The sequence below is a fragment of the Ramlibacter sp. GS1-15 genome (assembly GCF_057785015.1).
The window spans coordinates 3,554,123-3,566,908 of the sequence record NZ_JBYNTU010000001.1 but is presented as its reverse complement, the minus strand read 5'-3'; the positions used below and the strand labels follow the sequence as shown (position 1 = coordinate 3,566,908).

General features: G+C 67.4%; 13 protein-coding genes and 1 tRNA gene. 11 read left to right on the top strand and 3 right to left on the bottom strand.

What is annotated here, in order from left to right; genetic code table 11:
• The first annotated feature begins 22 nt into the window (after window positions 1-22).
• The gene (locus AC3EF3_RS17850) at window positions 23-328 is read left to right on the top strand and encodes a DUF4148 domain-containing protein (RefSeq protein WP_488533490.1); all 306 of its coding nucleotides are present in this window, start codon (window positions 23-25) and stop codon (window positions 326-328) included.
• 14 nt (window positions 329-342) lie between these two features.
• On the opposite strand, the gene AC3EF3_RS17845 is transcribed toward AC3EF3_RS17850, so the two are convergent.
• Window positions 343-747: a hypothetical protein gene (locus AC3EF3_RS17845; protein ID WP_488533489.1), complete on the bottom strand. Its 405-nt coding sequence runs from the start codon at window positions 745-747 to the stop codon at window positions 343-345.
• Window positions 748-872: 125 nt separating this feature from the next.
• On the opposite strand from AC3EF3_RS17845, the gene AC3EF3_RS17840 reads away from it, so the two are divergent.
• A complete protein-coding gene (locus tag AC3EF3_RS17840; RefSeq protein WP_488533488.1) occupies window positions 873-1,196 on the top strand; it encodes a hypothetical protein in 324 nt (107 codons plus the stop codon).
• Window positions 1,197-1,205: 9 nt separating this feature from the next.
• On the opposite strand, the gene AC3EF3_RS17835 is transcribed toward AC3EF3_RS17840, so the two are convergent.
• Window positions 1,206-3,281: an ATP-dependent helicase gene (locus AC3EF3_RS17835; RefSeq protein WP_488533487.1), complete on the bottom strand. Its 2,076-nt coding sequence runs from the start codon at window positions 3,279-3,281 to the stop codon at window positions 1,206-1,208.
• A 97-nt stretch (window positions 3,282-3,378) separates the two neighbouring features.
• On the opposite strand from AC3EF3_RS17835, the gene AC3EF3_RS17830 reads away from it, so the two are divergent.
• From AC3EF3_RS17830 to AC3EF3_RS17800, 7 genes are all read left to right on the top strand, one after another.
• Entirely contained in the window at window positions 3,379-4,344 is a 966-nt protein-coding gene (locus AC3EF3_RS17830) for an AEC family transporter (RefSeq protein WP_488533486.1), read from the top strand.
• A 61-nt stretch (window positions 4,345-4,405) separates the two neighbouring features.
• Window positions 4,406-6,262: a M48 family metallopeptidase gene (locus tag AC3EF3_RS17825; RefSeq protein WP_488533485.1), complete on the top strand. Its 1,857-nt coding sequence runs from the start codon at window positions 4,406-4,408 to the stop codon at window positions 6,260-6,262.
• Window positions 6,262-6,840 (top strand): nucleotidyltransferase family protein, encoded by a 579-nt coding sequence (locus AC3EF3_RS17820; protein WP_488533484.1) that lies wholly within the window; start codon window positions 6,262-6,264, stop codon window positions 6,838-6,840. The genes AC3EF3_RS17825 and AC3EF3_RS17820 overlap by 1 nt, the downstream gene beginning before the upstream one ends.
• A 23-nt stretch (window positions 6,841-6,863) precedes the next feature.
• Window positions 6,864-7,064, top strand: coding sequence for a hypothetical protein (locus AC3EF3_RS17815; protein WP_488533483.1), 201 nt, complete (start codon window positions 6,864-6,866; stop codon window positions 7,062-7,064).
• Between the two features lie 183 nt (window positions 7,065-7,247).
• Entirely contained in the window at window positions 7,248-8,294 is a 1,047-nt protein-coding gene (locus AC3EF3_RS17810) for a glycosyltransferase family 4 protein (protein WP_488533482.1), read from the top strand.
• A 22-nt stretch (window positions 8,295-8,316) separates the two neighbouring features.
• Window positions 8,317-10,491 (top strand): amylo-alpha-1,6-glucosidase, encoded by a 2,175-nt coding sequence (locus AC3EF3_RS17805; protein WP_488533481.1) that lies wholly within the window; start codon window positions 8,317-8,319, stop codon window positions 10,489-10,491.
• A gap of 25 nt (window positions 10,492-10,516) precedes the next feature.
• Window positions 10,517-10,593 (top strand) — tRNA-Met (locus tag AC3EF3_RS17800).
• A 43-nt stretch (window positions 10,594-10,636) separates the two neighbouring features.
• On the opposite strand, the gene AC3EF3_RS17795 is transcribed toward AC3EF3_RS17800, so the two are convergent.
• On the bottom strand, window positions 10,637-10,891 hold the full coding sequence (locus AC3EF3_RS17795) for a GlsB/YeaQ/YmgE family stress response membrane protein (RefSeq protein ID WP_488533480.1): 255 nt from the start codon (window positions 10,889-10,891) through the stop codon (window positions 10,637-10,639).
• Window positions 10,892-11,012: 121 nt separating this feature from the next.
• Between AC3EF3_RS17795 and AC3EF3_RS17790 the strand changes: the two genes are divergently transcribed.
• Together AC3EF3_RS17790 and miaB are read left to right on the top strand one after the other, a co-directional pair.
• A complete protein-coding gene (locus tag AC3EF3_RS17790) occupies window positions 11,013-11,429 on the top strand; it encodes a hypothetical protein (protein ID WP_488533479.1) in 417 nt (138 codons plus the stop codon).
• Window positions 11,430-11,443: 14 nt separating this feature from the next.
• Window positions 11,444-12,781, top strand: coding sequence for a tRNA (N6-isopentenyl adenosine(37)-C2)-methylthiotransferase MiaB (miaB, locus tag AC3EF3_RS17785; RefSeq protein WP_488533478.1), 1,338 nt, complete (start codon window positions 11,444-11,446; stop codon window positions 12,779-12,781).
• Window positions 12,782-12,786: the final 5 nt, after the last annotated feature.

Below are 12,786 nucleotides of genomic sequence, written 5' to 3'. Positions count from 1 at the left end.
ATTCTTCGTGAAAGGAAACATCGTGAACAAGATCTTCTCCACCGCCGCCGTCGTCCTGTCCCTCGCCGCCGGTTCGGCCTTCGCCGCCGCGGACGGCCCCGACTACAACATCGCCGCCGCGCAAGGCAGCACCGTGTCCCGCGCCGAAGTGAACGCGCAAGCCGTGCAGGCCCAGCAAGAAGCGCGCAGCCAGTTCGCCGCGCCCGATGGCGGCGTCGTGACCGCGGCCGCCACGCCGGGCGCCTCGCGCAGCCGTGCCGACGTGAAGGCGGAAACCATCGACGCCATCCGCGTGAGCGGCCTGGACTTGGTCAGCACGCCGTACTGATAGGCGGGCAGCCGCTACGGCTGCTTCTTCAGCACGAAGGGACGCTCCATGGGCGTCCCTTCGGCTTTCCAGGTGCCGTGGAACTCGCGCCCGCAGGAGCCTTCGACCATTTCGCCGAGCCAGGTCGCGCTGATGTGCGTGCCGTCGGCCGACTCCTCGAGCGTGAGGTCGCCGTCGTCGACGTCCCCGGCCACATCGATGCGCTGCCCGCCGCGTTCGAGTTGACCGCGCACCGTCTCCGCGAAGTCGGGATGCTTCGCGAGTCGTAGCGTGATCGGCGCGGCCGTGCCTGCGACCTGCGCCTGCCAGGTGCCGACGAGATGCACTTGCGAGAGATCGCCCGCCGCGGGACACGCCGCAGGCGCGATGGTGCCGCAGGCGGAGAGGAGGGCGGCGCCGAGGACGAGGACGATGCGCATGCGGGAAAGGAAGGGCTGGGCTAATTCTGGCAAAAGAATCGGCTAAGTCTGCCCAAAGACGCGGAACCTACAGTTCTTTCACGGCCAGCGGGCGCTGACCGAAACATCCAGCCAAAGGAAGCACCGTGAACAAGAAGCTCTTCTCCCTCGCCATCGCCGCCATGTCCCTCGCCGCCGGTTCGGCCTTCGCCGCCCCCGACGGCTCCGTCTGGAAGGCTGATCCCTCGTTCGACGTTGCCGCCCGGGCCGGCACGCTCACCCGCGCGGACGTGAAGGCGCAGATCGCGCAGGCGCAAGGTGCGGACCGCGCGCTCTACGCGAACGCGGACGGCGCCGTCGACGCCTCGGTGGTCGCCCAGTCCAGCGCGCGCAGCCGCGCGGACGTGAAGGCCGAAACCGTGGACGCGCTGCGCGTGAGCGGCCTCGGCCTGGTCAACACGCCGTACTGATCCGGCGCATCACTTCGCCGCGGCGGCCGCCGCGGCCGATTCCTGGGCCTTGCGTGCGAACTCCGCGCGCAAGGCCTTCAGTTTTTCGCGCGGGTCTTCCTTCGTCGTCGCCTTCTCGAGCGCCATCTCCGCGATGAAGCGGCTCGGCTGGGCGGCGACCACGTCGCGGCCCTTCTTGCGCTTGCGCGTCCAGCTCACCGCGAGCGAGCGCTGCGCACGCGTGATGCCCACGTACATCAGGCGGCGCTCCTCCTGCAGGCGTTGCACGATGCTCTCGTTCACGCTGTCCTGGCCCTTGCCCTCGTCGTCATCGAGCTTGAACGGCAGCAGGCCCTCGTTCACGCCGACCAGCATCACGTGCGGCCACTCCAGGCCCTTGGCGGCGTGCAGGGTCGAGAGCGTGACCATGTTCTGGTCCTGCTCGCGCTCGCTGATGGTGGACAGCAGCGAGATCGTCTGCGCCACTTCCATCAGCGTCTTCTTCTCGCTCGCGATCGTCACGCCGGCCGTGTCATCGATGTGCCCGCCGCAGCGCTGCGCCATCCAGTCGATGAACTCCAGCACGTTGGTCCAGCGCGCGGAGGCCAGCTTCTCGCTCTCCTCCGACTCGAACAGGTGCTTCTCGTAACCGATGTCCTTCAGCCACTCGAGCAGGAAGGCGCGCGCGTCCTCGGCGCCGGTGGTGTGGCGGGCGCGGAACTCGAGGTCGTTGATGTAGCGGCCGAACTCGTGCAGGCTGCCCACGGCGCGCGAACTGAGCGCCGAGCCGAGCGAGGACGAGAACAGCGCCTCGAACAGCGACAGCTTGTACTGTCCGGCGAACACGCCCAGGCTTTGCAGCGTCTGGTGGCCGATGCCGCGCTTGGGTGAGGTCACCGCGCGCAGGAACGCCGGGTCGTCGTCGTTGTTGACGATCAGGCGCAACCACGCGCACAGGTCCTTGATCTCGGCGCGGTCGAAAAACGACTGGCCGCCCGAGACCTTGTACGGGATCTGGGCCTTGCGCATCGCCTGCTCGAACACCTTCGCCATGTGGTTGGCGCGGTAGAGCACGGCGAAATCCTTCCAGTCCTTGGCGAGACCGTTGGCGCGGATCGACTGGATGCGCGCGACCACGCGTTCGGCCTCGTGCTCCTCGTTGTCCGCATCGACGATGCGCACCGGCTCGCCTTCGCCCAGTTCGGAGAACAGCGTCTTGGGGAACAGCTTCGGGTTCGGCCCGATCACGTTGTTGGCCGCGCGCAGGATCGCGCTGGTCGAGCGGTAGTTCTGCTCCAGCTTGATCACCTTCAGCTGCGGGAAGTCCTGCGGCAGCTTCTTCAGGTTGTCCAGCGTCGCGCCGCGCCAGCCGTAGATCGACTGGTCGTCGTCGCCCACCGCGGTGAAGCGGCCACGCTCACCGACGAGGAGCTTGAGCAGCTCGTATTGCGTGGCGTTGGTGTCCTGGTACTCGTCGACCAGCACGTGGCCCAGTTGCGATTGCCACTTGTCGCGAACATCGGCGTGCTGCTGCAGCAGTTTCAGCGGCAGGCCGATCAGGTCGTCGAAGTCGACGCTCTGGTAAGCGGTGAGCCGCTCTTCGTAGCGCGCCATGATGCGCGCCGTGATGCGCTCGTCGTCGCTCTGCGCCTGCGCTTCGGCCTGCCCGGCGTTCAGGCCCATGTTCTTCCACAGCGAGATCGTCCATTGCCAGTGGCGCGCGGTCGCCGCGTCGGTGGTTCCGCCGGCGTCCTTCAGGATGGCCGTGACGTCGTCCGAATCGAGGATGGAGAACTGGGGCTTGAGGCCCAGCGCCGCGCCGTCCTGGCGCAGCATGCGCACGCCCAGCGCGTGGAAGGTGCACACGAGGACCTGCCTCGCGTCCCTGCCCACCAGCGACTTCGCGCGTTCGCGCATTTCGGCCGCGGCCTTGTTGGTGAAGGTGATCGCGGCGATGCGGTTCGCGTCCAGCCCGGCCTGGATCAGGCGGGCGATCTTGTGCGTGATCACGCGCGTCTTGCCCGAGCCCGCGCCGGCCAGCACCAGGCAAGGCCCATGCAGGTAATTGACGGCTTCCTGCTGGGCGAGGTTGAGGCCGGCGGACATCAGCGAGAGGGGCGGACTGCTTGCAAAGCGGCGAATCATACGGTGCGCCGTCAGCTCCCTTTGGAATGTCCTGCGCAGTTGCGAAGAAAATACGGCCGTGCTTGACATCCTGCTGGTCACGTTCCCGTTCTTCGCGCTGGTGCTGGCGGGCTACGTGGCCGCACGCGGGCGCCTGCTGCCGCTTCAGGCCATTCCCGGCCTGAACACCTTCGTGCTGTACTTCGCGCTGCCGTGCATGCTCTATCGCTTCGGCGCGAGCACGCCGATCGCGCAGCTGCTGGACCTGGTCGCGGCTTCGGTGTACCTGGTGAGCGCGCTGGTGCTGGTGGCGGGCGTGGTGCGATTCAGCCGCAACGAGCGCATCGGCTGGAACGACGCGTCCTTCGGCGCCCTGGTCGCCGCCTTTCCCAATACCGGCTTCATGGGCGTGCCGCTGCTGATCGCGCTGCTCGGCGCGCAGGCCTCGGGCCCGGCGATCCTCACGATCCTCGTGGACCTGCTGGTCACGAGTTCGCTGTGCATCGCGCTCTCGCGGCTCGATGGCGCGGGCGTGCACGGGGCCGAAGCCGCCGCGATGAACGCACTGAAAGGCGTCGCCGTCAACCCGATGCCCTGGGCGATCGTGCTGGGCGGCATCGCCTCGGCGGCGCACCTCGAACCGGTGAAGCCGGTCGCGCAGACGATCGGGCTGCTGGCCGATTCGGCCTCGCCGGTCGCACTGTTCACGATCGGTGCGGTCCTTGCGCGCTCGCAATTCGTCGCGGCGACGGCCGAGCATGCGCCGATGCCCGCGCGCGACTTCGTGCCGGTGGCCGTCGTGAAGCTGCTCGTGCATCCGCTGCTGGTGTGGGCGCTGGGACAGGTCGCGATCGCGGCCGGCATTCCGTTGCGTCCGCAATCGCTGACGGTGATGGTCCTGGTCGCCGCGCTGCCTTCGGCCAGCAACGTCGCACTGCTCGCCGAGCGTTTCCAGGCCGACACGGGCCGCATCGCCCGCATCATCCTGCTCACCACCGCCGCAGCCTTCATCACGTTCTCGGGTGCCGTGGCCGTGATGAAATGAGGTCAATCCCGTAGCGGACCGGCCCGCCTGCTCACCCTATCATTCGTGGCAGGGAGGAGCCATGACGGCCGACGAATTCGACGCGCGGGTGACCCGCCTGGAACCCATCGCCCGCCGGAACCCCGGCGCGTACAAGCGCAAGGTACTGCTGCTCGCCTTGCTGGGCACCGGCTACGTGGCGGCCATGGTGGTCGTCCTGGTCGCTGCACTGGTCTTGCTGGTCCTCACGATCGGCGCACTGAAGGCGCTCGGGGTGAAGCTCTTGTTCATCGTGGGCGCATTGCTCTGGGTCGTCGTCAAGGCGCTGTGGGTGCGCGTTCCACCGCCCCGGGGCCATGAGATCCGGCGATCCGCGGCGCCCGAACTGTTTTCGATCATCGACGATCTGCGCAAGCGCCTGGATGCCCCCGCATTCGATCATGTGCTGCTGGTCCCGGAGCTGAATGCCGCCGTGCAGCAGTCACCTCGCCTCGGGATCCTCGGCTGGCACCGCAATTACCTGCTGATCGGGCTGCCCTTGATGAAGTCGCTGGACGTGGAGCAGTTTCGCGCCGTGCTGGCCCACGAATTCGGGCATCTCGCGCGCGGGCACGGCCGCTGGCAGAACTGGATCTACCGGCAGCGGATGCGCTGGGCCGAGCTGATGCAGGTGCTGGAAGCGGAGCAGGCGTTCGGAAGCTTCCTGTTCATGCCGTTCCTGCGACGGTTCGTGCCGTACTTCCAGGCCTATTCGTTTCCGCTTGCGCGCCAGAACGAATACGAGGCGGATGCGACAGCCGCGCACCTCACCTCGCCGCGAGCCGTCGGTCAGGCCCTCACGAATGTGGACCTTGCGGCCCGGTTCATGGCGGAAAAGTTCTGGCCGGAAGTCCACCGCCGCGCCGACATCGAACCTGCGCCGACCCTCTCGCCCATGATGGCCTTCACGCCCGTGACTTCGCCGGAGCTCGGTGCGGACGCAGCAACGGCGTGGCTGCAGGAGGCCGCCGCCGCGAAGACCGGCACCGCCGACACGCACCCGTCCTTGCCGGACCGTTTGGCGGCGATCGGCGTGCCCCTGGAGCTCAGCTTGCCTGCGATCGGGCAATCCGCCGAGCGGCTCCTCGGCGATCACGCTGCCGTCTTGTGCGCACAGATGGACGAGGTGTGGCGCAGCCGTGTCGCGGCGGCCTGGCAGGAGCGCTATCAGCAGGCGCAAGAGGAAGCGTGCCAGCTCCGCGAACTGGAGGAGAAGGCGGCTTCCGCCGAACTCGACGTGGACGAGGCGCTGCAGCGCGCCCGCCTGACGCACTCCGTCACGGGCGATGTCGAAGCGGCGATCGCACAGCTGCAGGCATTGGGCGAGCGCGCCCCCGACAACGCCGCCGTCTGCTTCCAACTCGGAGTGCGGCTGCTGGAGCGCGACGATCCCCGCGGCGCTGAACTGCTCGAACGCGCGATCGCTCTCGATGAGGATGCGACGTTGCCGGCCGGCGTGCTGCTGCGCGATTACCACTGGAACGCAGGTCGGCACGAAGAATCCCATCGGTGGCACGAGCGCGTTGTCGCGCGCCAGCAGGCGATCACCGCTGCCGAACAGGAGCGCAGCACGGTGTGGCTGACGGACAAGTTCCTGCCGCACGGGCTGGATGCCCGGCAGGTCGGTGAACTCCAGCAGGCCCTGCGCGCCATCCCTGGACTGCACAAGGCCTACCTGCTTCGAAAGCGGACGCGGGCGGGCGATGCTCCCCTGTTCGTACTCGGCTTCTCGGTCACCGCGTGGTACCGGATCCACAGCCGCCAGCGCGCGCGGGCCGTCATGGAGGCAATCCAGCGGACCCTGGCCTTTCCCGGCGAAGCGATCATCCTGTGCATCGATGCCGAGAACTACAAGTTCGGAAGGAAATTCGGCTGGAAGCGCGGCACGCGCATCGCGTGATGAATGCGCGCGCCGACATCACTGAACACCAGTTCATCCGCGACGTGCTGGCGAACCGGCACAACCGCGCCATCCTGTCGGCGTGGGACCGGCTCGGGCTCGAGGACGGCTGGCTGGTGGCCGGCTGCCTGTTCCAGACGGTGTGGAACCTGCTCGGAGGCCGGGCGCCGGAATCCGGCATCAAGGACTACGACATCTTCTATTTCGATGCGTCGGATCTCTCAGAAGCAGGGGAACGGCAGGTCCAGCAGCGTGTGGAATGCGGGCTGCCGCATCTGGGCGTCGTGGTCGAAGTGAAGAACCAGGCGCGGGTCCATCTCTGGTACGAAGGCCATTTCGGCTTCCCTTATTCCGAACTGGCCAGCGCGCGCGACGGTATCGACCGCTTCCTGATCCCCGCAACCTGCGTCGGCATCCGGCCTGGCGCCAAGGGCTACGAGGTGTATGCGCCGAACGGACTCGACGCGCTGTACGCCGGCTCGCTGGCGCCGAACCCGCTCATCGACCATCGCGACCTGTTCCGCGCGAAAGCGGCTTCGTACCGGGCGCGCTGGCCCTGGCTGCAGGTTCGCGAGTAGACCGCGCCTTTAAACTTGCGGCCATGGAACCCAGAAGGCTGCGGGTCGGCCAGCCCATCACCCCCGAAGAGTTCGACGAGTTGAGCGACGAGCAGCTCGAGCGGCTGGTGCCGAAGGCCTACCGTGAATTCTTCCCCGGCAAGGACTTCTGCGCCGACGGCCACTTCTACCTGCACGACGGCACGGCCTGGAGCTTCTACCGGGGCGGCTTCCTGGACGAATAGCCGGGCCATTCAACAGGTGAGCTTGCTGCCCTGGCCGGTGCCACCCGGCGACTGACCGACACGACGGCACACCCGGCGCTGACATACACGCGCCACGCTCCGCACTATCGTCACCGGAGTTCGCCCAAATCCCGGTCCATGGCTCATCGCCAGCGGGCCGATGGTTCTGCTCGTTCTACAAGCATGAAGATCGCCCAAGTCGCCCCCCTCATCGAAAGCGTTCCGCCCCGAGCCTACGGCGGCACCGAACGCGTCGTTCATTACCTCACCGAAGCGCTCGTCCAGATGGGCCACGAGGTCACCTTGTTCGCCAGCGGCGATTCCCGCACGTCGGGCCGCCTGGTGCCCGTGGTCGACCGCGCGCTGCGCCTGCACCCGGCCAGGCCCGACCCGGTGATCTGGCACACCTTGATGGTCGATCGCGTGTGCGAACTCAGCGATTCGTTCGACGTGATCCATTTCCACATCGAGACCTTGCACCTGCCGCTCATGAGCCGGTGCTCGACACCGAGCCTCACCACCTTGCACGGCCGCGTCGACCTGCCCGACCTCAAGCCGCTGCACAAGCGCTTCAGGGACCACCCGCTGGTGTCGATCTCCAACAGCCAGCGCACGCCGCTCGCGTGGGCGAACTGGATCGGCACCGTGCATCATGGCCTGCCGCGCGACCTCTACACCTTCCACCCGCACGCCGACGACTACTTCGCTTTCGTCGGCCGGGTCTCGCCCGAAAAGCGCCTGGACCGCGCGATCGAGATCGCCATCGCCTGCGACACACCGATCCGCATCGCGGCCAAGGTCGACGTGATGGACCGTGAATACTTCGAGCAGGTGATCGAGCCGATGCTGGACCACCCGCTGGTCACCTTCGTCGGCGAGATCGGCGAGGACGCGAAGAACGATTTCATCGGCAACGCGAAGGCGTTCCTGATGCCGGTGGATTGGCCCGAGCCGTTCGGGCTGGTGATCATCGAGGCTTTCGCCTGCGGCACGCCCGTGCTCGCCTATGGCCACGGCTCCATTCCCGAGCTGGTGGACGACGGCGTGACGGGCTTCGTCGTCAACGACCAGCAGCAGGCGATCGCGGCGGCGCGGCGCATCGCCGCCATCGACCGGCGCGCCTGCCGTGAGACGTTCGAGCGGCGTTTCTCGTCGGAGGTGATGGCGCGCAATTACCTCGCGCTGTATCGCGAGCTGGCCGCATCCGCCAGGAAGAGCATGGTCGCCTGAACGGGCGCGGGGCGCTGCCATCATGGACAAGAAGAGAAAGATCCAGCACGGCGACAACTGGTACGTGCTCGCGACGCTCGCGCACACCGAGATCCAGCCGCAGGTCCTCAAGAGCGGCGAGACCTTCGCCATCTTCGATCGTTTCGGAGACATCGGCGCGCTGGCCTCCGCCGACGAGGGGCTGTACCACAACGACACGCGCCACCTGTCCCACATGGAGCTGCTGGTGGACGGCCTGCGCCCGCTGCAGTTGGGCTCGGGCATCGAGCACGCGAACAGCGTGCTGGGCATCGACCTGATGAACCCCGACATCTCGGTCGAGCACCAGGTGGTGCTGCCCAAGGGCATCCTGCACCTGCACCGCACCAAGCTGCTGCGCCAGGCCGCCTGCCAGGAGCGGCTGCGCGTGGCGAACCACGGCGCGGACCTCGCCGAAGTGCGCATGGGGCTGTCGTTCGCGGCCGACTTCATCGACCTGTTCGAGGTGCGCGGGATGCGCCGCGAGCGGCGCGGCGAGATGCTGGCCCCGCGGGTGGAGAACGGCGTGGTCACGCTGTCGTACCGCGGGCTCGACGCCGTCATCCGCCGCACGCACCTGCGTTTCGACCCCGCGCCCCAGAGCCTGTCCGAGCACGCCGCGGTCTTCGAGCTGGCACTCGCGCCCGGCGCCGAACACGACGTCGAGATCACGGTGACCTGCGAATGCGAGGGCGAACCGCTGCCCACGGCCCTGCCTTTCGCCGCGGCGCTGGAGGCGGGCCGGCGCGAATGGCAGCGCCAGCACGAGGAGGGCTGCCGCATCGACACGTCGAACCCGCTGGCCAACATCTGGCTCGAGCAGTCGCTGTCCGACCTGGCGATGCTCACGACGCTGCTGCCGAGCGGCCCCTATCCCTTCGCCGGCGTGCCGTGGTATTCCACGACCTTCGGACGCGACGGCATCCTCACGGCGATCGAGTGCCTGTGGATGGATCCGTCGCTCGCGCGCGGCGTCCTGCAGTTCCTCGCCGGCACGCAGGCGACGGAGATCGATGCCAGGCACGACGCCGAGCCGGGCAAGATCCTGCACGAGGCGCGCCTGTCGGAAATGGCGGCCACCGGCGAGATCCCGTTCAGCCGCTATTACGGCTCGGTCGATTCGACGCCGCTGTTCGTGGTGCTCGCCGCGCTGTATTGGAAGCGCACGGGCGACGCCGAATTCATCCGCGAGATCTGGCCGAACCTGCTGGCGGCTCTGAGGTGGATCGACACCTATGGCGACCCGGATGGCGACGGCTTCGTCGAATACGCGCGCAAGAGCCGCGACGGCCTCACGCAGCAGGGCTGGAAGGACTCGCACGATTCGGTGTTCCACAGCGACGGCCAGATGGCCACTGCGCCCATCGCCCTGTGCGAAGTGCAGGGCTATGTGTACGACGCCAAGCGCCTGCTCGCGCGGGTGGCCCATGTGCTGGGCGATGAAGTGCTGGCGTCCCAGCTCGCCGAACAGGCGCAGCTGCTCAAGGACAAGTTCCAGGCGGCTTTCTGGAGCGAGGAGCTGGGCACGTACGCGCTGGCGCTCGACGCCGACAAGCGCCGCTGCGAGGTGCTGTCGTCCAACCCGGGCCATTGCCTGTGGAGCGGCATCGCGACCCCCGAGCACGCCACCCGTATCGTCGACGGCCTGATGTCGCCGGCGTTCTTCACCGGCTGGGGTATCCGCACGATCGCGCAAGGCCAGCCGCGCTACAACCCGATGTCGTACCACAACGGTTCGGTCTGGCCGCACGACAACGCGATTGCCGCGCTGGGCATGGCGCAGTACGCGCGCACGGCCGACGCGGTGAAGCTGACGAGTGCGATCTTCGACGCGAGCGTCCATTTCGACCTGCACCGCCTGCCCGAGCTGTTCTGCGGTTTCGCGCGGCGCGAGGCGTCGGGGCCGACGCTCTACCCGGTCGCGTGCGCGCCGCAGGCCTGGGCCGCCGCCGCACCGTTCGCGATGCTGCAGGCCTGCCTGGGCTTGGAGATCGTGCACGGCGGCACGGAGGTGGTCATGCATTCGCCGCGTCTGCCGGCCTTCGTCGACTGGCTGCGCATCTCGCGCGTCGGCGCGCCCGGCCGCAGCTGCGACCTGCTGCTGCAGCGCCATGAGCGCAGCGTGGGGGTGGAAGTGCTGAGGAAGGACCCGGATTTGCGGGTCACGGTGATCGCCTGACGAACCGTTTATAATCACCGGCTCTGGCGCTTTAGCTCAGTCGGTTAGAGCGATGGAATCATAATCCACAGGTCCGCGGTTCGAGTCCGTGAAGCGCCACCAGACAAAACGAAAAGCCCAGCGATTGCTCGCTGGGCTTTTTTCTTCAGGGGGTGCGGCGGCGCACCAGGCCGTAGAGGAACAGCAGCACGACCGCGCCGATCACCGATGCGATCCAGCCAGCCGGCTGTTCCGGGGAGTACCAGCCCAGCGCGGCGCCGACATAGCGTGCGACGAAGGCGCCGGCGATGCCGAGCAGGGTCGTCATGACGATGCCCATCTTGTCGTCGCCGGGTTTGACGGCGCGGGCGATCAGGCCGACGATGAAGCCGACGATGATGGTGCCGATGATCGAAAGCATGCGAAATACCTCACGGGAGTGGCGAGGGCCTCATTGTGGCTTGCGGCCCAGCCGCCGGACCGGCGCGCTGTGACCCATTGTTAAAATCGCCCATCCTCACGACAGCCTCTGGATCTACACCATGAACCGCTGCTTCTCGATGCGGGCGCGCCTGGCGCTCGCAGCCATCCTATCCCTGGCCGCGCTCGGCGCCGTAATGCCGTCGGCATCGCTCGCGCAGGAGTCCCTGCGCCGTGAGATCCCGAAGGACGTCTCACTCGGCCAGATGAACGTCAGCCTGCCGCCGGTCATCCGGATGGACGGCAAGGACGACCGGCTCTCGCCCGGCGCGCGCATCCACGACCTGCGCAACATGCTGGTGCTTTCCGGGGCGCTTGCGGGCAGCACGGTGCCGGTGGTCTACAAGCGCGACGCCGGGGGCCTCGTGCACGAAGTGTGGCTCCTCACGCCGGACGAGTACGGCAAGCTGGGTGACACCGGCAGCGACGCCCGGAAATTCGTGGACATGCTCGCCTTGATCTTCGGCGCGCGGCGATGAACGAGGGGCAGGGCATGAAGAAAGTCTTCATCAAGACCTTCGGCTGCCAGATGAACGAGTACGACTCGGACAAGATGGCCGACGTGCTGAACGCGGCCGAAGGGTACGAGCCGACCACCGACGTCGAGCAGGCCGACCTGATCCTGTTCAATACCTGTTCGGTGCGCGAGAAGGCGCAGGAGAAGGTGTTCTCCGACCTCGGGCGCGTCAAGCACCTGAAGGAGAAGGGCGTGCTGATCGGCGTCGGCGGCTGCGTCGCTTCGCAGGAAGGCGCGGCGATCATCGAGCGCGCGCCCTATGTGGACGTGGTGTTCGGGCCGCAGACGCTGCATCGGTTGCCGCAATTGCTCGACGCGCGGGCGCGCCAGCAACGGCCGCAGGTCGACATCAGCTTTCCCGAGATCGAGAAATTCGACAACCTGCCGCCCGCGCGGGTGGAGGGCGCGACGGCGTTCGTGTCGATCATGGAAGGCTGTTCCAAATACTGCAGCTACTGCGTGGTGCCTTACACGCGCGGCGAGGAAGTGTCGCGCCCGTTCGAGGACGTGCTGACGGAGGTCGCGGGCCTGGCGGACCAGGGCGTGAAGGAAGTGACGCTGCTCGGCCAGAACGTCAACGCCTACCGCGGCCGGATGGGCGCCACGAGCGAGATCGCGGATTTCGCGCTGCTGATCGAATACGTTGCCGAGATCCCCGGCATCGAGCGCATCCGCTACACCACCAGCCACCCGAACGAATTCACGCAGCGCCTCGTCGAGGTGTACGGCCGCGTGCCGCAGCTCGTGAACCACCTGCACCTGCCGGTGCAGCACGGCAGCGACCGCATCCTGATGGCAATGAAGCGCGGCTACACCGCGATGGAATACAAGAGCACGGTGCGCAAGCTGCGCGCGGTGCGGCCCGGCATTTCGCTGTCGAGCGACTTCATCGTCGGCTTCCCCGGCGAGACCGAGGACGATTTCGCGAAGATGATGAAGCTGATCGAGGACGTCGGCTTTGACGCCAGCTTCAGCTTCGTCTTCAGCCCGCGCCCGGGCACGCCGGCCGCGCAATTGCACGACGACACGCCGCAGGAGGTGAAGCTGAAGCGCCTGTACGTGCTGCAGCAGGCCATCGAGGCGAACGCGCGCCGCATTTCGGAGAGCCGCGTGGGCACGGTGCAGCGCCTGCTGGTCGAAGGCCGCTCGCGCAAGGATGACAGCGAGCTGATGGGCCGCACCGAGTGCAACCGGATCGTCAACTTCCCGGGTCAGCCGCGCCTGATCGGGCAGATGGTCGACGTGACGATCACCGAGGCGCTGCCGCACTCGCTGCGCGGCGAGGTGTGCGTCAAGGAAGAAGCGGCGGCCTGAAGCCG

What these genes read in the sequence shown, in the direction of transcription:
- AC3EF3_RS17845 (WP_488533489.1), bottom strand. Translation starts at nt 747, where the DNA reads ATGCGCATCGTCCTCGTCCTCGGCGCCGCCCTCCTCTCCGCCTGCGGC.
- AC3EF3_RS17820 (WP_488533484.1), top strand. Translation starts at nt 6,262, where the DNA reads ATGAATGCGCGCGCCGACATCACTGAACACCAGTTCATCCGCGACGTG.
- AC3EF3_RS17810 (WP_488533482.1), top strand. Translation starts at nt 7,248, where the DNA reads ATGAAGATCGCCCAAGTCGCCCCCCTCATCGAAAGCGTTCCGCCCCGA.
- AC3EF3_RS17815 (WP_488533483.1), top strand. Translation starts at nt 6,864, where the DNA reads ATGGAACCCAGAAGGCTGCGGGTCGGCCAGCCCATCACCCCCGAAGAG.
- AC3EF3_RS17835 (WP_488533487.1), bottom strand. Translation starts at nt 3,281, where the DNA reads ATGTCCGCCGGCCTCAACCTCGCCCAGCAGGAAGCCGTCAATTACCTG.
- AC3EF3_RS17790 (WP_488533479.1), top strand. Translation starts at nt 11,013, where the DNA reads ATGAACCGCTGCTTCTCGATGCGGGCGCGCCTGGCGCTCGCAGCCATC.
- AC3EF3_RS17825 (WP_488533485.1), top strand. Translation starts at nt 4,406, where the DNA reads ATGACGGCCGACGAATTCGACGCGCGGGTGACCCGCCTGGAACCCATC.
- AC3EF3_RS17795 (WP_488533480.1), bottom strand. Translation starts at nt 10,891, where the DNA reads ATGCTTTCGATCATCGGCACCATCATCGTCGGCTTCATCGTCGGCCTG.
- AC3EF3_RS17805 (WP_488533481.1), top strand. Translation starts at nt 8,317, where the DNA reads ATGGACAAGAAGAGAAAGATCCAGCACGGCGACAACTGGTACGTGCTC.
- miaB (WP_488533478.1), top strand. Translation starts at nt 11,444, where the DNA reads ATGAAGAAAGTCTTCATCAAGACCTTCGGCTGCCAGATGAACGAGTAC.